The following is a 23818-nucleotide window of genomic DNA, read 5'->3' on the forward strand; positions in this document are numbered from 1 at the left end:
GGTCGCACGGAACGGCACCCCGGTCACAGCCCGCGATCACCGCGCCCCGATACTGGCCGCATGGTGATCGCGGTGGTGGGGGTGGCAGCGGCGGCGCTCGGGCTGCTCGGGGTGGCGCACTGGTACGTGTGGCGCAGGTTGGTCCGCGACGTCTCCGCGCCCGGCGGCCGGTACCGGCGGGCGGGCACCGTGCTCGTCGTCCTGCTGCCCGTCCTCTCCCTGCTCGCCCTGCTCGGCGGCCGGGCCTTCCCCCTCGCCGTGGAACGCTGGTTCGCCTGGCCCGGCTACCTCTGGCTGCCCGTCCTCCTCTACCTGCTGCTCGCGCTGCTGGTCGGCGAGCTGCTGCGCCCGCTGCTGCTGCGCCTGCCGCGACGGCGCGAGACGGTGGCGGCTCCGGACGCCGTGGTGGCTTCGGCGGAGGACGTCCCGGTTGAGGGCGCCCCGGCTGAGGATGCGTTGGCCGAGGACGCCCCGGCGGAGCAGGAGCCGCCGGAGACGGTCGCCGTGGCGCCGTCGCGGCGGCTGTTCGTGTCGCGGGTGGTGGCGGGGGCGGCCGCCGGGGTCGCCGTCGGCGTGGTCGGCAACGGCGCCTACGGGGTGCTGCGCGGGCCGCAGGTGAAGCAGGTGACGGTGCCGCTGGCGAAACTGCCGCGCGCCGCGCACGGCTACCGGATCGCCGTGGTCAGCGACATCCACCTCGGGCCGATACTCGGCCGGGCGCACACCCGCCGCATCGTCGACACCATCAACGCCACCCAGCCCGACCTGATCGCCGTGGTCGGCGACCTGGTCGACGGCACCGTCCCCGAACTCGGCCCCGCCGCCCGCCCGTTGGCGGACCTGCGGGCCAAGGACGGGGCGTACTTCGTCACCGGCAACCACGAATACTTCTCGGGCGCCGCGCCCTGGGTCGACTTCGTCCGCGAACTCGGCGTCCACCCGCTGGAGAACGCCCGCGTCGAGCTGCCCTGGTTCGACCTCGCCGGCGTCAACGACATCGCCGGCACCTCGCAGGGCCAAGGCCCCGACTACGCACGGGCGTTGGGCGACCGCGACCGCGGCCGGACCGCCGTCCTGATGGCCCACCAGCCGGTGACCGTCCACGACAGCGTCCGGCACGGCGTCGACCTCCAACTCTCCGGCCACACCCACGGCGGACAGCTCTGGCCCGGCAACTACCTCGCCGAACTCGCCAACCCGACCGTCGCCGGCCTGGAGCGGTACGGCGACACCCAGCTCTACGTCACTCGCGGCGCCGGTGCCTGGGGCCCGCCGGTCCGGGTCGGCGCACCGTCGGACATCACGGTCGTCACACTCGCCTCGCTCCGGGCCTGACGCCGCTGTTCGGCGGGGCGGCCGGTCTTCACGGGTGCATGCGCGCGCCCTTGAGCACCTTGTCGACGGCGTTGCGCGGGCCGTGCAGGGCCAGCCCCACCAGGTCGAGTGCGGCGGTCGGCACGGCGCGTACCGCCGCCCGGTTGTCGCGGTCGTTGCCGGTGCCGAACAGGTCGGCGGTGAACACCGCCACCGGCAACGAACGGGACAGCGCCCGCGCATGGGCGGACGACAGCAGTTCCCCGCCGCCCTCGAACACCAGCACCGGCTGACGGAACATCGGCAGGTACGCCGTTCCGTCCGCGTCCGCGTACGGCTCACCGATCAACTCCGGTACGGCGGTGCCCAGTCCGCTCACCAGGAAGGCCGTCACGTTCAGGCGCTGCCAGGGTTCGAGATCCTCGCGCAGCAGGACGGCGATCTTGGTGTCGAAGCGCGGCGCGGGGGCCGGCGCGGGGGCGGTAGCAGGGGCGGGAGCTGGGGCTGGGGCGGTCAGGATGTCCATGGAGTGAGCGTGCCGGACGGGGCGCGGCCCGGTCTTGTACGTTCTTTGCATGACAACGGCACCGGCCAGGCAGCAGATCACCGCCTGGCGGCCGCGCGTCGCCGGTGTCGTCGAAGTGCTGCACGCGCACCTCACCGAACACCGCTACCCCATGCACGTCCACGACTCCTGGACGCTGCTGATCGTCGACGACGGCGCCGTCCGCTACGACCTCGACCGCCACCGCCGGGGCACCCCGCACGACACCGTCAGCCTGCTGCCGCCGCACGTTCCGCACAACGGATCGCCGGCCGGCGAAGGGGGCTTCCGCAAGCGCGTTCTCTACCTCGAACTCGGGCAACTGGGCGCGGAGTTGATCGGACCGGCGGTGGACGGGCCGGACCTCGCGGACCCGCTGCTGAGACTCCGGGTCGGGCAACTGCACACGGCGCTCGGCACGCCGGGGGAGGAGTGGGAGGCGGAGAGCCGGCTGGCGCTGATCAGTGCGCGGCTGCGGGAGCTGCTCCGCCCACGAACGGCGCTGCCCGCCGAGCCCGTCGACCAGGGGCTCGCCCACCAGCTGCGCGACCTGCTGGACGCCCGGCTCACCGAACGCACCACGCTCGACGAGGCGGCTCGGCGACTGCACGCCCACCCCGCGCACCTGGTCCGCGCGTTCACCACGGCGTTCGGCCTGCCCCCGCACCAGTACCTCACCGCCCGCCGCATCGACCGCGCCCGCCACCTCCTCCTCGACGGCCACCCCCCGACCACCGTCGCCACCACCCTCGGCTTCCACGACCAGCCCCACCTCACCCGCCACTTCCGCCGCATCCTGGGCACCACCCCGGCCCGCTTCGCCCGCGGGGGCGGCAGGTAGGGCGTACGAGGTGAATGGGGCGGGGCAGGGCTGAAAGTTTCGGGGGTGGAGTGCGACGGTGGGGGGTTTGGGGGGCCGGGGGTTGACGGGGGGGTTGGGTGGGGTGGGTGCATGGCGGCCTTCGTCGGGTGTCGGATTGTGTGGGGAGAGGGCTGCCGTGCGTCGTTCAACCCGTTGTGTGCGGGCCGTGTTGGCGGTTGGTGTGATGGTGGCGTCGGGGCTGGGGATCGGGGGTGGGCAGGCCGGGGCGGCGGGGTCGGGCTCGCGGGTGCTGGGGGCCGAGTCGCGGTTCTACGTGGACCCGGGGAGCAAGGCCGTCCAGCAGGCGTGGACGGATCTGCTGGCGCACGACCTGGCGGGCGCGAAGGCGATGGCGGAGCTCGGGTCGTGGCCGGTCGCGCAGTGGTTCAACGGGACGGCGACGGCGCAGCAGACCACCGACGCGATGGCGGAGCTGCAGGGGAAGGCCGCCCGGGCGCGGCAGGTGCCGGTCGCGGTGGCGTACAACGTGCCGGGGCGGGACTGTTCGCAGTACTCGGCGGGCGGGGCGGCGAACAGCGCCGAGTACGCGGCGTGGATCGACGCCCTCGCGCGCGGCATCGGGGACCGCACGACCGTGGTGGTGCTGGAGCCGGACGGGCTCGCGCTGTCGCCCGCGTTCTGCGGCGGCACGGCCGCCCAGCAGCAGGACCGGCTGGCGGAGATCGGGGCGGCCGTGGATCGGTTGGCGCAGCAGCGCGGCACGCTGGTCTACCTGGACGGCGGCCACAGCGGCTGGCAGAACGTCGGCACCCAGGCCAGGCTGCTGATCGACGGCGGGGTGGGCCGCGCCCAGGGCTTCTTCCTGAACGTGTCGAACTACATGACCGACGCGTCGCTGATCCGGTACGGCACCCAGGTGTCGAAGTGCGTCTGGTACCTGGAGCACACGCCCGGGGCGAGCGCCGACAGCTGCGCCAACCAGTACTGGCCGGCCGCCGACGCGGACGCCTGGTACGCGGCGCACGTCCCGGCGGACGCCACGCTCACGCACTTCGTGATCGACAGCAGCCGCAACGGCCAGGGCCCGTGGACCCCGCCGGCCGGCAAGTACACCGGCGACCCGCAGGTCTGGTGCAACCCGCCCGGCCGCGGCCTGGGCGCCCGTCCGACCGCCGCCACCGGCGTTCCCCTGCTCGACGCGTACCTGTGGGTGAAAGTCCCGGGCGAGTCCGACGGCAGCTGCACCCGCGGCACGGCCGGCCCCCTCGACCCCGAGTCCGGCATCGTCGACCCGCCGGCCGGCGGCTGGTGGCCCGAGCAGGCGCTGACCCTGGCCCGCAACGCCACGCCGAAGCTCGGCCTCAACACCGGCGCGCTGCCCGGCCACTGACGGCGGCGCAGCGGCGGGCGCCCGCGGGTGCCCACGCCGCCGCCGGCCGTCAGTCGGTGTGGCGGGCGACCAGCGTGCGCATGGAGGTCAGGAAGCCTTCCACGGCGGCGAGTTCGGCGGGGGAGAGGCCGTCGACCAGGGCGACGGTGTCGGCGATGAGCGGGCCGAAGAAGGTCTCGCCGAGGGTGACGGCCTGCTCGGTGACCTCCAGCAGGACGCGGCGGCGGTCGTGCGGGTCGCGGGTGCGGCGGAGATGGCCGTGGCGTTCGAGGCGGTCCAGGACGGCGGTGGTGCCCGCGGAGTTCAGGCGCAGTTCGCGGCCGAGCAGGCCGGGGGTGGCGGGGGCGCCGGTGCGGGCGGCGTCGAGGAGGGCGATCAGGGCGCGCAGGTCGGTGGGGTGAAGATTGTTGCGCTGGGCGAAGGCGGCGGCGAGGAGGTCCAGGTCGACGGTGAGGGCGCGGAGTTGATGGACCGTCCGGAGGCCGGGGCGGTCCGGGAATTGCTCGGTCATGCGGGGCGTCCTTTCGAGGGGGTGCCTTCGCGGGCGGACGGACAGGTGCATAGTATCTCGCCGAGCGAGACACTCGTTCGGCGAGACAACCCTGCCCGCGGAGGCTGCTGCCATGGCGTTCGACCGTTCCGCCTTCCTGTCCGCGTACGACACCCTGCTCGACCGCTGGCCCGTGCCCGTCGACACCATCGACGTCGGGACGCCGTACGGCACCACCCGGGTGAACGCCGCCGGACCGACCGAGGGGCCGCCGCTGGTCCTGCTCCACGGCGGCGGCTCCACGGCGGCGAGCTGGTGGGCCAACGTCGGCGAACTCGCCAGCGAGGCACGGGTGTTCGCGGTGGACCGGATCGGCGAGGCAGGCCGCTCCGCGAGCAGCGGGCAGCGGCCACTGCGGGACGTCGAGGACCTGCACGGCTGGCTGGACGCCGTCCTGGACGGCCTCGGCCTGGAGCGCACCGACCTGTGCGGGCACTCCTACGGCGGCTGGATCGCGCTGAGCCACGCGCTGCGCCGCCCGGACCGGATCGACCGCCTCGCGCTGCTCGACCCCACCGGGTGCTTCACCGGCTACTCACCCCGCTACCTGCTGCACGCTGCGCCGATGCTGGCCCGCCCGAGCGAGGCCCGCGCCCGCAGGTTCCTCGCCTGGGAGACCGGCGGCGTCCCGCTCGACCCGGACTGGACGCGCCTGTACGGCCTCGCCGCGACCTTCCCCGCCGCCCGCCCGATCACCGGCCCCCGCCCCACCGCGGAGGCCCTCGCCGCCCTGCGCGCCCGCTGCCTGCTGCTGGTCGCGGGCGACAGCCGCTCCCACCGCCCGCGCACCCTCGCCGCGAACGCCGCCCGGCTGCTCCCTCAGGCCGAGCTCCGCACTCTGGACGGCGTCTCCCACCATGCCCTGCCGTACACCCGGGCGGCGGAGCTGAACGCGGAGCTGGTCCGGTTCCTGCGCAGGTAGTGCTACCAGCCGGTGCGCAGGCGGTACGACGAGGTGAGGTCGCGGACCTCGGCGGAGCGGACGACCTCGCGGCCGAGGACGGGCCGCAGGTGCTTGTCGAGCAGGCGCAGCACCTCCTCCGACAGGCGGGCCTTCAAGCCCTCCGGCCGTCCCGGCAGCAGGCCGATCGCGATGTGCACGAAGGCGGTCAACTGGCCGTCGGCGTCGTCCACCCAGGTCTCCGCGGCCTGCCGGAAGAAGGTCTTGCACACCCCTCGGGAGGCCACCCACTCGCGCACCAGCGGGTGCAGTTCGCGGACGAATCCGGGGCGGTCGAAGGAGTCGGCCAGCTGAGGCGAGTAGTCGACGGTGATGTGGGGCATGGCGGGGACCTTCTTCGCGCAGATGCTTGGCTTCTACACCTGCCATCTAAACCCCGCCCGCTTCCGGGCCCGCGCCCGGGGTCCCACACGGCGGACGCGGCGCCCCACCACCCGGGGCCCGTCCACAAGACGCCAGGAGAATAAAGGCGCTCAGGGCCTGTCTGACCGGACAGGCCCTAAAAGCGGCACATCAGCGCGGGAAATCCGGGCGCGGCCATTGGCCCGCCCGGAGCGGGGAGTGTAGGAATGGGCGTATGACCCGGTTTCGGGCAGCACCCGGCGGACCACCCAGCGCGGCGGGCCACACCTTCCCGCGCCGGACGCCCATGGGCCCCCGCCCGGCACTCCCGTCGGCAGCCGTGCCCACCGGGCCCGGGCGGCGCGGATGACCGGAGAGACGCACGGCGCACACGCCGAACCGACCGTCGTCCGGGAAGGCCTGCTGCTGGTCGACGCCGACCGGCGGCTGCTGTACGCCAACGACGAGGCCCGACGACTGCTGGAACTGCCCGCCGACTGCGAGAACCGGCCGGTCGAGGCGCTCGGACTGCCGGCCGGCCTGCTCGCGCTGCTGGACGGCGGACGCGACCTCACCGACGCGCCGATCACCGTGCACGGCCGCACCCTCGGCCTCGACCTGCGCCACACCGACCGGGCCGGCGGCCCCGCCCACCGGGTCGCCACACTGCGCGACACGGCCGTCCTCGCCGACCCGGACACCGCCCGCCGCCGCCTGGAACTGCTCTACCGGGCCGGCGGCTCCATCGGCACCACCCTCGACATCACCCGCACCTGCCAGGAACTCGCCGCCGCGCTCGTCCCGGCATTCGCCGACTACGCCTGCGTCGACCTCTGCGAAGGCGTCCTCGACGGCGGCGAACCCCGACCCGCCCGGCACGGGACGATGCACCGCGCCGCACTCACCGGGATCACCGCGCAGCCGCCGCTGCTCCCCCCGGGCTCGTCCGTGCCGGTCGTCCCCGGCACCCCGCGCGCCCGGGCCGTCGACACCGCCCGCGCGGTGGTCGAACCCGACCTCTCCACGGCGCTCGACGTCTGGGACGACGTCCGGCCGGGCGCCGTCGACGCCATGCGCGGCGAGCAGGTGCACACCCTGATCGCCGCGCCGCTCACCGTCGGCGACACCATGCTCGGCCTCGCCACGTTCTGGCGGTCCCGGCCCCGGCCCGCGTTCGACGAGGAGGACGGCGCCCTCGCCGAGGAACTCACCGCCCGCGCCGCCGTCCTGGTCGACAACGCCCGCCGCTTCACCCGCGAACACACCATGGCGGTCGCCCTCCAGCACAGCCTGCTGCCCGCCGGGCTGCCCGAACAGCAGGCCCTGGAGGTCGCCTCCCGCTACCTGCCCGCACAGGCCGGCGTCGGCGGCGACTGGTTCGACGTGATCCCGCTGTCCGGCGCCCGGGTCGCCCTGGTCGTCGGCGACGTGGTCGGCCACGGCGTGCACGCCGCCGCCACCATGGGACGGCTGCGCACCGCCGTGCACACCTTCTCCTCGCTCGACCTGGCCCCCGAGGAACTGCTCGGCCACCTCGACGCCCTGGTCAACCGCCTCGACCAGGAGAACCCCCGCCCGGACGGCGCCGAACGCCCGATCACCGGCGCGACCTGCCTGTACGCCGTCTACGACCCCGTCACCCGACGCTGCAGCTTCGCCCGGGCCGGCCACCCGCCGCCCGCCGTGGTGCGCCCCGACGGACACGTCGAGATCCCCGACCTGCCCGGCGGACCGCCCCTCGGGATCGGCCAACTACCGTACGAGACCGCCGAATTGGAGCTTCCCGAGGGCAGCCGGCTGGTGCTGTACACGGACGGGCTGGTGGAGTCCCGCTCGCACGACCTCGACCACGGCATGAAACTGCTGCGCGCCGCCCTCGCCCACCCCGGCCGCAGCCCCCGGGAGACCTGCGACGACCTGCTCGACGCACTGCTGCCCGCCAACCCCGCCGACGACATCGCCCTGCTCGTCGCCCGGACCCGCGCCCTGCCCGCCGACCACGTCGCCGACTGGGACGTCCCCGCCGACCCCGCCGCCGTCGCCCGGGTGCGCGCCGCCGTCACCCGCCGACTCGACGACTGGGGCCTGACCGAGCAGGCGTTCGCCGCCGAACTCGTCCTCAGCGAACTGATCACCAACGCGATCCGGTACGCCAGCGGACCGATCCGGGTCCGGCTGCTGCGCGACCGCGCACTGATCTGCGAGGTCTGGGACGGCTCCGCGACCTCCCCCCACCTGCGGCACGCCACCGACACCGACGAGGGCGGACGCGGCCTGTTCCTGGTCGCCCAGCTGGCGGAGCGCTGGGGCACCCGCTACCCCGCCAGCGGCAAGGTCATCTGGGCCGAACTGCCGATCGGCGCAGGCGAGTCGGTCACTCCTCGCACAGCTGCTTGAACAGCTCCAGGTCCGTCCGCACCGCCTCCTCCACCGCCCGGCTCTGCGCGAACCCGCGCGGACCGCCCAGCGCCTCCTTCAGCTCCTCCGGGTCGTACTCCAGCCGCACCTGCACCTGGGTGTGCGCGGCGTCCAGCGGACGCAGCGCGAACGTGCCGCGCAGCGGCGGCCCGTCCACCGTCTCCCAGCTCATCACCCGGCCCCGGCCGTGATCGGTCAGCTCCGCGTCCACCCGGTGCCGCTCCCCGCCGAACTCCACCTCCAGATCCGCGTGCCGCCGGCCCCGCGCCGTGGCGTGCACCACCCCGCCGACGAAGTCCGGATACTCCGCCACCCGGTGCAACTGCGACCACGCCGTCCCCACCGGGGCGGTCACCTCGATCTGCTCCTCCAGGGTCCGCATCGCGCGCACCTCCGCATCCTCGACGCATCCCCGACGCTCCTCCCTCCAGCCTGCCAGCGCGGACAGCACACCGCCCCCGACGGACGGGACGCCGTCGGGGGCGGTGCGGAACGGGCAGCCGATCAGTCCTGCGGGAACGTGCCCTCGAACGCGGCCGCCAGGCGCAGGTACGGCACCGCCTCGGCGTGCCGGCCCTGGCGCTCCAGGACGCGGCCGAGGACGAGGTGCGCGTAGTGCTCCACCGGGTCGCGCTCGATCACCGCGCGCAGCTGCTCCTCGGCGCGGCGCAGCTGGGCGGAGTGGTAGTAGGACCGGGCCAGCAGCAGCCGCGGTCCGACCTGCTCCGGGGCCTCCTCGACCAGCTCGACGAGGATCCGCGCGGCGTCCGCGTACGCCTTGGAGTCGAAGAACAGCTGGGCGCGGGCCCAGCGCTCGGCGACCGACCCCGCGTGGAGGTTCGCCTGCGCGGTCGGCAGGCCCGTGGTCTGCGGGTGGAAGTCGGTGGTCATGCCTTGCTCCTTCCCGTGTCCGGGTCCGTCCTCGGACCCCGGGTCGGGCCTCCGCGGCCCGGCAGGTGGTTGAACCTTCACCTACCGGGTTCTATTCCACGCCCCGAACGGAGGCCCTCAGGCGCCCGCCGCGAGGTCCAGCAGCCGCAGCATGAACCCCACCGGCAGCGCCGGATTCGCCGCCGCCGCACCCGGCCGGGCACCCGACTCCAGCAGGCCCAGCAGCACCTCCAACGGCAGCCGCGGATCACCCGCCGCCGCCCGCGCCACCGACTCGTCCGGATCCTCCGCCAACCGCGCCAACACCTCCGGCGCCAACTCCGGATCGCGCAACGCCGCCAGCCGCAGCGCAGGCTCCGGCCGCTCCGCCCACCGGGCCAGGCCCGGCGCGGCGAACCGCTCCAGCGCGGGCAGCGAGGACGGGCCCAGCAACTTCGCGTACACCGACCGCAGCAACTCGCCCGGCGCGTCCGCACAGTGCACCGCCAGCGCCAGCCGCACCGCCGGCTCCGGATCCTCCGCCAGCAGCGCCACCGCCTCGCCCGGCAGATGCCGCAACGCCGCCACCGCGCGCCGCACCAGCGGATGGCCCGAGCGCGCCAGACGCACCAACTCGGCCGGATCGCCCGCCCGTTCGGCCACCCACGGCAACTCCGCCGGCACCTCCGACGCGCCGTGGTCCACGGCCGAGCGCTGCTCCTCCGTCAGGTCCGGCCGCAACGACACCGCCAGCCGCACCGCCGCGTCCGGGTCGGTGGCCAGGGCCAGCGCCAGATCCGTCGGCAGCCGCGGATTGCCCGCCGCCGCCCGCCGGATCCGCGGGTCGTCGTCCAGCACCAGCCACTGGCCGAGCGCGCGCTCCAGGGCGGCACCCGCCGCCGTCCGCTCCCGGCGCACCGGGTCGCTCTCCGCGATGTACCCCGCCAGCGTCACCGGCAGCGGACGCTCCACCCGCAGCGCGCGCTGCACCGCCGCCCGCACCGCCGGATCGCGGTCCGCGCGCAGCGCCGTGCGCACCCGGGGCGGCAACCGGCACCAGCTGTTCGCCGCCACCGCCGCCGCCCGCACCGGCGGAGAGCCGTCCTGCGCGAGACGCACCAGCAGTTCCACCGGCAGACCCGGGGCCCCGGGCACCCGGCGGCGGGTGTCCGGATCGCGATCGGCCGCCAGCGCCGCCAACACGGACTCCGGAAGTGGCACTCGGTGCGCGGCCGACGCGGCGGCCCGGCGCACCCGGCGCTCGCGGTCCGCGGCCAGTGCCGCCAGCGCTTCGGGCTCCAGCCCCGGCCGCTCCGCCAGCGCCGCCCGCACCCGCCAGTCCGGGTGTCCGAGCGCCGCCTCCAGCACGCCGTCGGGCAGCTCCGGACGGCTCGCCAGCCAGCCCGCGCCGTCGCCCTCGGCCGTGTCGTCCAGCAGCCTTCTCAGCACCTCGGGCGGGGCCGCCGGGTTGGCCGCCAGACCGGCGAGCCACTCCCGGCCCGGTGGCGGATCGGACAACGGTCGCCAAACGGCGGCCGGCTGATGGGCGCTCAGATCGAGCACGTGAGTACCTCCCCCGGAACAGCAAACGTCACCGACCCTACCCGCGTGGTGGCGCTCCGTGCACGGGATCACGCCAGGCCTGCGCTTTCGTGCCGCAGGATGGCGGAAGTGTGGAGGAGATGCGGACCGTCGGAGGAGAGAGTGCGGCCCGCACACGCCTCCGCTCCGTGGCACCCGGTGCCACGGAGCGGAGGATGTGGTGTGTCAGGAGCGGGGCACCAGGCGGAAGGTGAGCACCCGGCCGCCCTCCTCGCTGGTCACCAGCTGCACCCGGGCCCCGATCGGCACCGCGCCCGGCAGCCCGCCGAGCACCGACGCCTGCACGGTGAAGCCCTCGTCCAGCACGATCAGGTACGGGCGTTCCATCAGCGCGCCCCGGCGGGTCGGACGCAGCAGCCGCTGCACCGTGCCCTGCCCGGCCGCCACCGCCGGCTCCAGGTCCGCCGACCCGCACACCGGGCACAGCAGGCAGGTCGTCGCACTGGCCGAGTGGCACCAGTGGCACCGGCGGTAGCGCAACTCCGTCTCGGCGGCCGGGAGTTCGGGCTGCCGACGGAATCCGAACGGGGAGTCGAGCAGGTGGGGGTCGCCGATGGTCGTCGGGGCCGTCGTCGGTGCGGCCGGGGCGAGGGTGGGGGTCATGGCCGTCTCCTTACTGAGCCGGGTGCGCCGTCGTACCGCCGCCGGGCGGGCGTGCGGTCGGGGCGGTCTGCCATTGCCAGTAGGAAGGTATGGCACTCAGTGCCCCGTGTAAAGGTACCGAGTGCCAGTCGGTACATCGGATCATCGGCGCGGCGAACGAGGTCCGTCCGGCGGCGCGGGGGAGCGGCGGCTCACTGGTCCAGGGCCGCCTCGACGCCCTGCACCACCCGCCACATCGGCGTGCCGCGGCGGGCCACCATCACCACCACCTCCTCGTCCTGCGACTCCGACCGGCCCTCGGCCGCGCCGTCGCCCCAGGTGTCGACCACCAGTTGCAGCGCCTCGTCCACCGCGGCGCCCACATCGCCCTCGCCGCCCGAGCGCAGCCAGGCCCGCAGCGCGTAGTTGTGCGCCGCGACCACCGCCGCCGCGATCACGTCCGCGCGCAGCGCGCCGTCCGCGCGGGCCGCGTAGCGGGTGCGCAGGTGGCCCGCCAGGGTGCGTTCGTAGCGCCACACCACCGACAGCTCGTGGGTGCGCAAGTTCGGTACCTTCTTGGTCAGTTGGTACCGGCCGACGGAGAACGCCGGGTTCCCCGCGTACATCCGCAGCACCAGCCGGGCCGCGTCGCAGACCTGCTCCACCGGGTCGCCCGCCGGGTCGGCCTGCTCCAGGAACGCCGTCATGTCCGCCAGGCAGCCGTCGTGGTCCGGGAAGACCACCGCCTCCTTCGACGGGAAGTACCGGAAGAACGACCGCCGGCCGACCCCCGCGAGCGAGACGATGTCGTCGATCGTGGTCTGTTCGAAGCCCCGCTCCGAGAACAGCCCGAACGCCGCCTCCACCAGGGCGTCCCGCATCGTCGGCCGGGTCGCCGTGGTTCCGCCCTGCTCATGCACCTCGCTCATACCTCGGACGGTAGCACCGACCCGGGCCCGAAGGCTGGGCGAGGCTGCACTGAGTGTGCATAATCGGGGGTACTGAGTGCCATCACCGAGGAGACTGCCATGACCCAGGACTTCGACCTCTACCGGCTGGGCGAGGAGCACGAGATGCTCCGTGAGTCGGTGCGTTCGCTGGCGGAGGCGAAGATCGCCCCGTTCGCGGCGGAGGTGGACGAGGAGGGGCGGTTCCCCGTGGAGGCTCTGGAGGCGTTGCGGGGCGCCGATCTGCATGCGGTGCACGTGCCGGAGGAGTTCGGGGGTGCGGGGGCGGACGCGTTGGCGACGGTGATCGTGATCGAGGAGGTGGCGCGGGTGTGCGCGTCCTCGTCGTTGATCCCGGCGGTCAACAAGCTGGGTTCGTTGCCGGTGCAGTTGTCGGGTTCGGAGGAGTTGAAGGCGAAGTACCTGGGGGCGCTGGCGCGCGGGGAGGGGATGTTCTCGTACTGCCTGTCGGAGCCGGAGGCGGGTTCGGACGCGGCGGGGATGAAGACCCGCGCGGTGCGCGACGGCGACTTCTGGGTGCTGAACGGCGTGAAGCGGTGGATCACCAACGCGGGCGTCTCGGAGTTCTACACCGTCATGGCGGTCACCGACCCTTCGCTGCGGTCGAAGGGGATCTCGGCGTTCGTGGTGGAGAAGGGCGACGAGGGGGTGTCGTTCGGTGCGCCGGAGAAGAAGCTGGGGATCAAGGGTTCGCCGACGCGTGAGGTGTACTTCGACAACGTGCGGATCCCGGCGGACCGGATGATCGGTGCGGAGGGCACGGGGTTCGCGACGGCGATGCGGACGCTGGACCACACCCGGGTGACGATCGCCGCGCAGGCGATCGGGATCGCGCAGGGGGCGTTGGACTACGCGAAGGGGTATGTGAAGGAACGCCGGCAGTTCGGGAAGGCGATCGCGGAGTTCCAGGGTGTGCAGTTCATGCTGGCGGACATGGCGATGAAGCTGGAGGCGGCGCGGCAGTTGACGTATGCGGCGGCGGCGAAGTCGCAGCGGGCGGACGGTGATCTGACGTTCTTCGGGGCGGCGGCGAAGTGCTTCGCGTCGGACGTGGCGATGGAGGTCACGACGGACGCGGTGCAGTTGCTGGGCGGGTACGGGTACACGCGGGACTACCCGGTGGAGCGGATGATGCGGGACGCGAAGATCACGCAGATCTACGAGGGCACGAACCAGGTCCAGCGCATCGTGATGGCCCGCAACCTGCCGTAGCCGGCGGACGGACGGACGCGCCACCAGGAAGTCCACAGCCAGGGAGAGCACCAGCAGGGGCGCGGGGAACTGCGCGAGCAAGAAGCACACGTCCGCAAGGTCGCGACGCAGGGTCATTGTCCTGCGTCGCGATCGTGCGGTCGGGCGACTTCCGCTTCGCGCAGTTCCCCGCGCCCCTGTTTTCGTGCCCGCCGGCTCGCCGGCCTGGCGGGCCTTTCGGAGCCGCCGGAGTGAACGCGTCCAGCGTGTGGGTCAGTGAGGGTATTTGACGGATTTTCATACTAGATGCTCGATTGTATGGTCGCGGTGAGTAGCCACGCGCATGCACAGCGTGCGCAGACTCGCCGTCAGATCGATCGAGAGGAACCCGCCATGAGACGCCGTCGCCCCCCCTGCGAACGCGCGCGCCGGCGCCATGGGCCGGCGGCGATCCGCAGCCGTCTCGTCCGGGCGTTAGTGCCGCTGGTTGTCGCGTTCGGCACGGTTTCGGCCTCCTTCGCCGGGGCCGCCGCCGCGCACCCGCCGGCGGCTGCGGGTGACCGCCAGCTGCCCGTGACCCTGGCCAAGACCGGTACCGACCTCGCCACCGGGAGCACCACCCAGACCGCGCACGGGGACACCGTCCGCTGGGTGGTCTCCGCGACCAACCCGGACGGCGCCCCGGTCGATGCCACGATCACCGACGTGATCCAGGGCGGACCGGGCAGCACCCCGCAGAGCCAGACCTACGTGCCCGGCTCGCTCCAAGCGCCGCCCGGCTTCACCAAGCAGTGGTCCACCGACGGCGGCGCGAGCTTCACCGGCACCGACCAGGGCGTCGCCACCAACGTCGTCCAGGCCCACAACCCGGAGCTCGCGTCGCCCTCGACCGGCCTGGTGGTCCAGATCCCGCCGCCGTTCACCCCGGTCAGCACGGCGACCGGCGGCGACGGCTTCACGCCCATCCTGTACACCGCCACGATCAACGGCGTGTCCACTCCCGAGATCTGGAACATCTACCACCACGGCTTCGCCAACGAGGCCAGCGTGGTCTGCACCGACCTGCTCACCAACGGGCCCTGTCCCGCCCCGGACGGATCGCCCGCCACCTGGCCCCAGGCGCTGAACTCCTCGGTGCCCGGAGCGACCACCGGCGACCTCGGCAGCACCCGCACCCCGACCTACGTGCAGATCGGCTCCAAGCTGTACTACGCCGCGATCAGCCGGGTCGAGTCCGCCGTGATCGGCGTCGGCTGCATCGACCTCCAGGCCCAGGCCAGTTGCGGCTTCACCGCGCTCCAGAACGGCACCGGGCTGGTCGTGGGCGGCGTGGTCCAGGCGCCGAACCAGCACCTCTACGCGGTCTCCGGCACCGGCGAGATCCTCTGCTACGACGCCGCGGCCAACGCCCCCTGCGGCACCTTCGACATCGGCCTGCCGCCCAACGAGGGCCAGGTCGCGTTCAGCGGCGACTACGCCGGCATCATGCGGACCATCGAAGGAAAGATCTACGTCACGGACAACACACTGGCCCCGGCGCCCACGGTGATGTCCTGCTTCGACCCGTCCACGAACGCCGCGTGCACCGGCTGGGCCACGCCCAAGACCGTGGTCACCCCGACCACCGCCGACGAACCCGCCCGGGCCGACAACGTCTTCGAGATGTACGACCCGGCCGGCGCCGTCACCGGAGTCTGCACGATCGTCGGTGGCTTCTACCAGGAGGTCACCCCGCCGGTCGGCACCGTCGTCTGCTTCGACCTGGCCGGCAACCCGATCGCCGCACCCCCCGGCCTCACCACCCTGGTCAGCACCAACGTCGCACCCGGCGAGGCCAACTTCCAGGTGCCGCTGACCATCACCGCCCCCAACGGCCACCTGGAGACCGAGTTCCCGCTCTGGATCTACCGGGGCGTCACCCCGACCCTGAACAGCACCTCGTACTGCTACGACTGGACGATCCAGGGCCCCTGCGCCCAGTACGGCACGGGCGGCATCGTCAACGGCCCGCTGAACGTCAACGGCGGCAACACCAGCCCGTACGGCTACGCCTACGACGGCCAGTGCAAGTACAGCCTCGGCGACACCGGATACCTGTTCTCGCTCGACCCCGTCACCGGCGCCTCGCCCTGTCAGAAGACCAGGGCGCAGGCCTCCCTCAACCCCGCCGCGTTCTACTGCGACGGGGCCACCGGGCACGTCAGGTCCTACGGGGAGGTCAGCCTGCTCGGCATCGATCCGACCACCGTGGACTTCACCCAGTCCTCGGTGACGGTGCTGGCGGCCGACGGCAGCACCGTCGGCACGTTCCCGTTCGACCCCGCGACCGAGACGGCGGACATCTCGTCCGTCCCGATCGCCGACTCGCCGATCCAGGTCGTCGCCAACCTCACCCTGGTCGGGGGCGCCTCGTTCCCGCCCGGCAGCGACCCGCGGATGCAGGTCACCTTCGTCGGCGACGCCCCGCAGATCTGCTTCGAGACGACGGTGGCCGCCGACTGCTCCGTCACCGCCGTCTCCGACCAGGCCACCGCCGTCACCAACGGTCAGGCGCCCGTCGCCTCCAACACCGTCACCCTCCAGGTGCTCGCCGGCCCCGAGTGCGCCCCGGCCCTGCACATCGTGAAGGAGGTCTGCGCCTCCGCCGACGCGGCCGACTGCGGATCGGGCGGTCCGGGCCCATGGGTCCCCACCACCACCCTCTCCCCGGGGTCGACCGCCCACTGGCGCATCACCGTCACCAACACCGGCCCGGTCGCCATCGACGGCATCACCCTCAACGACCCCGTCACCCCTGTCTGCGCAGCGATCGCAGGCTCGTTCAGCCTGGCTCCCGGTGACGCCCACCAGGTCTTCTGCGACCTTCCCGGTGTCACGCAGACCACCACCAACGTCGTCACGGCCAGCTTCACCGGCCCGGACGGCACCACGGTCACCACGCCGCCCGCCGAGGCCACCGTTGTCGTGGCCGGTGTCGGGGCGCTGACCATCCAGAAGACGCCGGATTCCCCCGGTCCGTTCCGGTTGGGCGACGCGGTGTCCTACACCTACACCGTCACCAACACCGGCACCGCGACCGTGCACAACGTGACCGTGACCGACGACCGCGTGGCGTCGGTGACGTGCGACACCACGACGCTGGACCCGGGGCAGAGCACCCTGTGCCACGGCACGTACGTCGTGACGGCGGACGACGTGACGGCAGGTCAGGTGACCAACACCGCTCACGCGACCGGCACGGACCCGGAAGGCCAGCCGGTGGTGAGCCCGCCGACCAAGGTGGTCGTCCCGGTGGTCGGCGAGGCGGTGCTGTCGCTGGAGAAGGCAGCGGACAGCGCCGGGCCGTTCCGCCTCGGGGACACCATCAGCTACACGTACACCGTGACGAACTCGGGCACGGCGGCGGTCAGCAACCTCAAGGTGAGCGACGACCATGTCGCGTCGGTGACGTGCGACACCACGACGCTGAATCCGGGTGAGAGCACGCTGTGCCACGGTTCGTACGTCGTCACGGCGGCGGATGTGACGGCCGGTCACGTGACGAACACCGCTCACGTGGAGGGCACGGATCCGCAGGGTCAGACGGTGACGAGTCCGCCGGTCCAGGTGACCGTTCCGGTGGTGGGCGAGGCGCTGCTGACCATCGAGAAGACGGCGGACGGTGCGGGCCCGTTCCACCTCGGCGAGACGGTCTCGTACACGTACACCGTCACCAACCCGGGCACCGCGACCGTGCACGACCTGGCGGTGGTAGACGACCACGTGGCGCCGGTGACGTGCGACACGACGGTGTTGGACCCGGGCAAGAGCACCCTCTGCCACGGCACCTACGTCATCACGGCGGCCGATGTGACGGCCGGGAAGGTGACCAACACGGCCCACGCGACGGGTACGGATCCGCAGGGCGAAGGCGTGACGAGTCCTCCGGTCGAGGCCACTGTCCCGGTGATCGGCATCGCCGAACTGGCCATTCAGAAGACACCGGACAACCCCGGCCCGTTCCACGCCGGCGAGACGGTCCCGTACACCTACACGGTGACCAACACCGGCACCGCGACCGTGCACGACCTGATCGTGGAAGACGACCACGTGGCGTCGGTGACGTGCGACACGACGACGCTGGACCCGGGGCAGAGCACCCTGTGCCACGGCGTCTACGTCGTGGCGCCGGAAGACGTGACGGCGGGTCATGTGACGAATACCGCCCATGCGACGGGCACGGATCCGGAAGGCCAGACGGTGGTGAGCCCGCCGGCCGAGGCGACCGTCCCGGTGGTCGGCGAGGCCATCCTGTCGCTGGAGAAGACCCCGGACAGCGCGGGTCCGTTCCGCGCGGGCGAGGCCGTGTCCTACACGTACACCGTCACCAACACGGGCACGGCGACCGTGCACGACCTGGCGGTGGTCGACGACCACGTGGCGCCGGTGACGTGCGACACGACGGTGCTGAACCCCGGCGAGAGCACGCTGTGCCATGGCGTGTACATCGTGACGGCTGCCGATGCGGCGGTGGGTCACGTGACCAACGTCGCTCACGCGGAGGGCACCGACCCGCAGGGTCAGGGCGTGAAGAGCCCGCCGGCCGAGGCGACCGTCCCGGTGGTGGGCGAGGCGGTGCTGTCGCTGGAGAAGGTGGCGGACAACCCCGGCCCGTTCCATCTTGGCGAGACGGTCTCGTACACGTACACGGTGACCAACACGGGTACCGCTGCGGTGAACAACCTGGTGGTGAGTGACGACCATGTCGCGGCGGTGACGTGCGACACCACGACGCTGAATCCGGGTGAGAGCACGCTGTGCCACGGTTCGTACGTCGTCACGGCGGCGGATGTGACGGCCGGTCACGTGACGAACACCGCTCACGTGGAGGGCACGGATCCGCAGGGTCAGACGGTGACGAGTCCGCCGGTCCAGGTGACCGTTCCGGTGGTGGGCGAGGGGCTGCTGACCATCGAGAAGACGGCGGACGGTGCGGGCCCGTTCCATCTCGGCGAGACGGTCTCGTACACGTACACCGTCACCAACCCGGGTACCGCGACCGTGCACGACCTGGCGGTGGTAGACGACCACGTGGCGCCGGTGACGTGCGACACGACGGTGTTGGACCCGGGTAAGAGCACCCTCTGCCACGGCACGTACGTCATCACGGCGGCCGATGTGACGGCCGGGAAGGTGACCAACACGGCCCACGCGACGGGTACGGATCCGCAGGGCGAAGGCGTGACGAGTCCTCCGGTCGAAGCCACCGTTCCGGTGGTGGGCGAGGCTGTGCTGTCGCTGGAGAAGACGGCGGACAGTGCGGGCCCGTTCCACCTCGGTGACACGGTTTCGTACACCTACACGGTGACCAACACCGGTACTGCTGCGGTGAACAACCTCAAGGTGAGCGACGACCATGTCGCTGTGGTGACGTGCGTCGCGACTTCGCTGAACCCGGGCGAGAGCACGACCTGTCACGGCACGTACGTCGTCACGTCTGCGGATGTGACGGCTGGTCACGTGACCAACACCGCTCACGCGGAGGGCACGGACCCGCAGGGTCAGACGGTGGTGAGCCCGCCGGCCGAGGCTACTGTCCCGGTGGTGGGCGAGGCTGTGCTGTCGCTGGAGAAGGCGGCCGACAGCGCCGGTCCGTTCCACGTGGGCGACATCGTCCCCTACACGTACACCGTGACGAACACGGGCACGGCCACGGTGACCAACCTGACGGTGACGGACGACCACATCACGTCCGTGACCTGCGACACCACCACGCTGAACCCGGGGCAGAGCACGTTCTGCCACGGTACGTACGTCATCACGGCCGCCGATGTGACGGCCGGGAAGGTGACCAACACGGCCCACGCGAACGGCACGGACCCGCAGGGGCAGTCGGTGGTGAGTCCCCCCGGCCAGGCCACCATCGAGATCGCGGGCGACGCCCAGCTGACCATCGAGAAGGTGGCGAACGGCACCGGTCCGTTCCACCTCGGTGACACGGTCTCGTACACGTACACGGTGACCAACGCCGGCACCGCGGCGGTGAACGGCCTGGTGGTGGTCGACGACCACGTTGCCTCGGTGACGTGCGACACGACCACCTTGAACCCCGGCCAGAGCACGCTGTGCCACGGCACGTATGTGGTGACGGCTGCCGATGTGACGGCCGGTCATGTGACGAACACCGCTCACGCGGAGGGCACCGACCCGCAGGGTCAGACGGTGACGAGCCCGCCGGCCGAGGCCACCGTCCCGGTGGTCGGGATCGCGGAGCTGACCATTCAGAAGACGGCGGACAGTGCCGGCCCGTTCCACGTGGGTGACAGCGTGAGTTACACGTACACGGTGACCAACACGGGTACGGCGACGGTCAGCAACCTCACGGTGAGCGACGATCATGTCGTCGTGGTGACGTGTGCCGCGACTTCGCTGAACCCGGGGGAGAGCACGACCTGTCACGGTTCGTACGTCGTGACGGCTGCGGATGTGACGGCCGGCCATGTGACGAACACGGCTCACGCGGAGGGTACGGATCCGCAAGGTCAGACGGTGACCAGCCCGCCGGTCGAGGCTACCGTTCCGGTGGTGGGCGAGGCACTGCTGACCATTGAGAAGGCAGCGGACGGCACCGGCCCGTTCCATGTGGGTGACACCGTGAGTTACACGTACACGGTGACCAACACGGGCACGGCTGCGGTGACCAACCTGGTGGTGGTCGACGACCACGTTGCCTCGGTGACGTGTGACTCGACCACGTTGAACCCGGGTGCGAGCACGCTGTGCCACGGCACGTATGTGGTGACGGCGGCCGATGTGACGGCTGGTCATGTCACCAATACCGCTCACGCGGAGGGTACGGATCCGCAGGGTCAGGGCGTGACGAGTCCTCCTGGTGAGGCGACTGTTCCCGTCGCGGGCATTGCGGAGCTGACCATCGAGAAGGTGGCGGATGCCGCTGGTCCGTTCCACGTGGGCGACACCGTGAGTTACACGTACACGGTGACCAACATGGGCACGGCCGTGGTGAACGCCCTAAGCGTCGCCGACGATCACGTTGTGTCCGTGACGTGCGCTGCGACGACGTTGAACCCGGGTGCGAGCACGCTGTGCCACGGCAGTTACGTCGTCACGGCGGCCGATGTGACGGTTGGTCATGTGACGAACACGGCTCACGCGGAGGGCACGGATCCGCAGGGTCAGACGGTGGTGAGTCCGCCGGTCGAGGCGACTGTCCCGGTGGTGGGCGAGGCGCTGCTGACCATTGAGAAGGCGGCCGACAGTGCCGGCCCGTTCCATGTGGGTGACACCGTGACCTACACGTACACGGTGACCAACACCGGTACGGCTGTTGTGAACAACCTGGTGGTGGTCGACGACCACGTTGCTTCGGTGACGTGTGCTGCGACGACGTTGAACCCCGGCGCGAGCACGCTGTGCCACGGCAACTACGTGATCACGGCGGCTGACGTGTCGGCGGGTCATGTGACGAACATGGCTCACGCGGAGGGTACGGATCCGCAGGGTCAGGGTGTGACGAGTCCTCCTGGTGAGGCGACTGTTCCCGTCGCTGGCATCGCGGAGTTGACCATCGAGAAGGTGGCGGACAGTGCCGGTCCGTTCCACGTGGGTGACAGCGTGAGTTACACGTACACGGTGACCAACACCGGTACGGCAGCGGTGAACGCCCTCAGTGTCGCGGACGATCACGTTGTCTCGGTGACGTGTGCTGCGACGACGTTGAACCCGGGGGAGAGCACGACCTGTCACGGTTCGTACGTCGTCACGGCTGCCGATGTGACGGCCGGCCATGTGACCAACACGGCTCACGCGGAGGGCACGGATCCGCAGGGTCAGACGGTGACCAGCCCGCCGGTCGAGGCGACCGTTCCGGTGGTGGGCGAGGCGCTGCTGACCATTCAGAAGACGGCGGACGGCACCGGCCCGTTCCACGTGGGCGACACCGTGAGTTACACGTACACGGTGACCAACACGGGCACGGCTGCGGTGACCAACCTGGTGGTGGCCGACGACCACGTTGCCTCGGTGACGTGCGACTCGACCACCTTGAACCCGGGTGCGAGCACGCTGTGTCACGGTAGTTACGTGATCACGGCGGCTGACGTGTCGGCCGGTCATGTGACGAACACGGCTCACGCGGAGGGCATCGATCCGCAGGGCCAGGGCGTGACGAGCCCGCCTGGTGAGGCGACTGTCCCCGTCGCGGGCATCGCGGAGCTGACCATCGAGAAGGTGGCAGACAGCGCCGGACCGTTCCACGTGGGCGACACCGTGAGTTACACGTACACGGTGACCAACACGGGCACGGCCGTGGTGAACGCCCTCAGCGTCGCCGACGATCACGTTGTGTCCGTGACGTGCGCTGCGACGACGTTGAACCCGGGTGCGAGCACGCTGTGCCACGGCAGTTACGTCGTCACGGCGGCGGATGTGACAGCGGGTCACGTGACGAACACCGCTCACGCGGAGGGTACGGACCCGCAGGGTCGGACGGTGACGAGTCCGCCGGCCGAGGCGACTGTCCCGGTGGCCGGTGAGGCTCTGCTGACCATCGAGAAGGTGGCGGACAGCGCCGGCCCGTTCCACGTGGGCGACACCGTCACCTACACCTACACCGTCACGAACACGGGGACGGCGACGGTCGGCAACCTCACGGTGAGCGACGACCATGTCGCGTCGGTGACGTGCGATGCGACCACGTTGAACCCGGGTCGGAGCACGCTCTGCCACGGCAGTTACGTCGTCACGGCGGCGGATGTGCAGGCGGGTCACGTGACCAACACCGCTCACGCGAGCGGCACCGATCCGCAGGGCGGGTCGGTGGTGAGTCCGCCGGTCGAGGCGACTGTCCCGGTCGTGGGTGAGGCCGAGTTGTCGATGGTGAAGAAGGCCGGTGCCGCTGGTCCGTTCCATGCCGGTGACACGGTCGACTACACCTACACGGTGACGAACACGGGCACGGTGGCGGTCCACGGTGTTGCTGTGGTGGACGATCACGTCGCGTCGATCACCTGTGACGTGACGGTGCTGGATCCCGGTCGGAGCACCGTGTGCCACGGCACGTACGTGGTCACTGCCGCCGATGCCGAGGCGGGTCACGTGATGAACACCGCTCACGCGGAGGGCACGGACCCGCAGGGCGGGTCGGTGGTGAGTCCTCCGGGCGAGGTGGACGTCCCGGTGGTGGGCGAGGCCCAGTTGTCGCTGGTGAAGAAGGCGGACAGTGCCGGCCCGTTCCGTGCGGGCGACACCGTCGACTACACCTACACCGTCACGAACACCGGAACCGCCGCGGTCGCCAATGTGGCGGTGACGGACGACCGGGTCGCGTCGGTGAGGTGCGACTCGACCACGTTGAACCCGGGTCGGAGCACGCTCTGCCACGGCAGTTACGTGGTCACCGCGGCCGATGTGGCTGCCGGTCACGTGACCAACACCGCTCAGGCCGGCGGCACTGATCCCGAGGGTCGGCCGGTGGTGAGTCCTTCCGGTGAGGTGACGGTGGAGACGGTGCCGAGTGCGTCGTCGCTGTCGGTCGTGAAGCAGGCCGATGTGCAGGGCTCTGCGCGTGCGGGTGACACGGTGACGTACACGTACACGGTGACGAACACCGGCTCGACGGTGCTGACGGACGTCGAGGTCTCGGATGACCGGGTCACGCGGGTCGTCTGCGAGGCGACGACGCTGGAGCCGGGCGCGAGCACGACGTGCCGCGGCACGTACGTGGTGACGGAGGAGGACGCGAAGGTCGGCCATGTGACGAACACGGCGACGGCTTCGGCCCGCGACCCGCAGGGGGAGTTGGTGGAGAGCCTGCCGGTCGAGGTGTGCGTCACGGTGTCGCAGTGCCCGGAGAAGGAGGAGTGTGTGAAGGTGCCTCGTCCGGGTGGTCCGTCGGAGCCGCCGCACGGCAAGGGCGGGTCGGGGCATCTGCCGGACACCGGTTCGCCGGCGGTTCTCGCGGTGGCGGGTCTGGCCGGTGGCGGGCTGCTGACGGTGGGCGGTGTGCTGCTGTACCGGGCGCGGCGCAGGGGGGAGGCGGACCGGTTCGTGGGGTAGTGCCCGCAGGCTCGCCGTTCGTTCGGTGAGGCGGACCGCCCCCGGGGTCTACGGACCCCGGGGGCGGTCCTTGTCGTGGTGCGGGCGGAGTTGACCGGGGGTCGGGGCGTGGCGCCGGTCACACCGGGAGTGGTGGGGTGGAGTGAACTGCCGCGGCGGGGAGGATAGTTGGCTGAAAGTTGCTGGTCGGCGGGGTGTGGGTGTCGA

15 protein-coding genes are annotated in these 23818 nt (G+C 71.9%); 7 read left to right on the plus strand and 8 right to left on the minus strand.

The window, feature by feature from the left end; all coding sequences use genetic code 11:
* Window positions 1-60: 60 nt before the first annotated feature.
* Window positions 61-1335: a metallophosphoesterase gene (locus ACFV4P_RS23150; RefSeq protein WP_380473894.1), complete on the plus strand. Its 1275-nt coding sequence runs from the start codon at window positions 61-63 to the stop codon at window positions 1333-1335.
* 28 nt (window positions 1336-1363) lie between these two features.
* Here the strand turns inward: ACFV4P_RS23150 and ACFV4P_RS23155 are convergent, their stop codons facing one another.
* The gene (locus ACFV4P_RS23155) at window positions 1364-1840 is read right to left on the minus strand and encodes a DUF2000 family protein (RefSeq protein WP_380473897.1); all 477 of its coding nucleotides are present in this window, start codon (window positions 1838-1840) and stop codon (window positions 1364-1366) included.
* A gap of 49 nt (window positions 1841-1889) precedes the next feature.
* Here ACFV4P_RS23155 and ACFV4P_RS23160 point away from each other — a divergent pair, with 49 nt between their 5' ends.
* Window positions 1890-2699, plus strand: coding sequence for an AraC family transcriptional regulator (locus tag ACFV4P_RS23160; RefSeq protein WP_380473900.1), 810 nt, complete (start codon window positions 1890-1892; stop codon window positions 2697-2699).
* 205 nt (window positions 2700-2904) lie between these two features.
* Entirely contained in the window at window positions 2905-4071 is a 1167-nt protein-coding gene (locus tag ACFV4P_RS23165; protein WP_380474082.1) for a glycoside hydrolase family 6 protein, read from the plus strand.
* Between the two features lie 49 nt (window positions 4072-4120).
* Here ACFV4P_RS23165 and ACFV4P_RS23170 read toward each other — a convergent pair whose 3' ends face one another.
* Window positions 4121-4582, minus strand: a complete 462-nt coding sequence (locus ACFV4P_RS23170) for a MarR family winged helix-turn-helix transcriptional regulator (protein WP_380473903.1) — start codon at window positions 4580-4582, stop codon at window positions 4121-4123.
* A 112-nt stretch (window positions 4583-4694) separates the two neighbouring features.
* On the opposite strand from ACFV4P_RS23170, the gene ACFV4P_RS23175 reads away from it, so the two are divergent.
* Window positions 4695-5543 (plus strand): alpha/beta fold hydrolase, encoded by an 849-nt coding sequence (locus tag ACFV4P_RS23175; RefSeq protein ID WP_380473906.1) that lies wholly within the window; start codon window positions 4695-4697, stop codon window positions 5541-5543.
* Between the two features lie 2 nt (window positions 5544-5545).
* Here the strand turns inward: ACFV4P_RS23175 and ACFV4P_RS23180 are convergent, their stop codons facing one another.
* Window positions 5546-5905: a 5-carboxymethyl-2-hydroxymuconate Delta-isomerase gene (locus ACFV4P_RS23180; RefSeq protein ID WP_380473909.1), complete on the minus strand. Its 360-nt coding sequence runs from the start codon at window positions 5903-5905 to the stop codon at window positions 5546-5548.
* Window positions 5906-6290: 385 nt separating this feature from the next.
* On the opposite strand from ACFV4P_RS23180, the gene ACFV4P_RS23185 reads away from it, so the two are divergent.
* A complete protein-coding gene (locus ACFV4P_RS23185; RefSeq protein WP_380473912.1) occupies window positions 6291-8321 on the plus strand; it encodes a SpoIIE family protein phosphatase in 2031 nt (676 codons plus the stop codon).
* On the opposite strand, the gene ACFV4P_RS23190 is transcribed toward ACFV4P_RS23185, so the two are convergent.
* The 5 genes from ACFV4P_RS23190 to ACFV4P_RS23210 form a co-directional block, all read right to left on the minus strand.
* The gene (locus ACFV4P_RS23190) at window positions 8299-8724 is read right to left on the minus strand and encodes an SRPBCC family protein (protein ID WP_380474085.1); all 426 of its coding nucleotides are present in this window, start codon (window positions 8722-8724) and stop codon (window positions 8299-8301) included. The two genes, ACFV4P_RS23185 and ACFV4P_RS23190, sit on opposite strands and share 23 nt — an antisense overlap.
* 122 nt (window positions 8725-8846) lie before the next feature.
* The gene (locus ACFV4P_RS23195; RefSeq protein WP_380473915.1) at window positions 8847-9233 is read right to left on the minus strand and encodes a tetratricopeptide repeat protein; all 387 of its coding nucleotides are present in this window, start codon (window positions 9231-9233) and stop codon (window positions 8847-8849) included.
* A 117-nt stretch (window positions 9234-9350) separates the two neighbouring features.
* The gene (locus ACFV4P_RS23200; RefSeq protein WP_380473917.1) at window positions 9351-10730 is read right to left on the minus strand and encodes a hypothetical protein; all 1380 of its coding nucleotides are present in this window, start codon (window positions 10728-10730) and stop codon (window positions 9351-9353) included.
* A 249-nt stretch (window positions 10731-10979) separates the two neighbouring features.
* The gene (locus ACFV4P_RS23205; protein ID WP_380473919.1) at window positions 10980-11417 is read right to left on the minus strand and encodes a Zn-ribbon domain-containing OB-fold protein; all 438 of its coding nucleotides are present in this window, start codon (window positions 11415-11417) and stop codon (window positions 10980-10982) included.
* A 191-nt stretch (window positions 11418-11608) separates the two neighbouring features.
* Window positions 11609-12325, minus strand: a complete 717-nt coding sequence (locus ACFV4P_RS23210; RefSeq protein WP_380473922.1) for a TetR family transcriptional regulator — start codon at window positions 12323-12325, stop codon at window positions 11609-11611.
* A 99-nt stretch (window positions 12326-12424) separates the two neighbouring features.
* On the opposite strand from ACFV4P_RS23210, the gene ACFV4P_RS23215 reads away from it, so the two are divergent.
* Both ACFV4P_RS23215 and ACFV4P_RS23220 read left to right on the plus strand, forming a co-directional pair.
* On the plus strand, window positions 12425-13576 hold the full coding sequence (locus ACFV4P_RS23215) for an acyl-CoA dehydrogenase family protein (RefSeq protein WP_380473925.1): 1152 nt from the start codon (window positions 12425-12427) through the stop codon (window positions 13574-13576).
* Between the two features lie 372 nt (window positions 13577-13948).
* Window positions 13949-23611 (plus strand): hypothetical protein, encoded by a 9663-nt coding sequence (locus ACFV4P_RS23220; protein WP_380473928.1) that lies wholly within the window; start codon window positions 13949-13951, stop codon window positions 23609-23611.
* The last annotated feature ends 207 nt before the right edge of the window (window positions 23612-23818 follow it).

It is taken from the genome of Kitasatospora sp. NPDC059795 (assembly GCF_042732175.1).
Lineage (GTDB): Bacteria > Actinomycetota > Actinomycetes > Streptomycetales > Streptomycetaceae > Kitasatospora.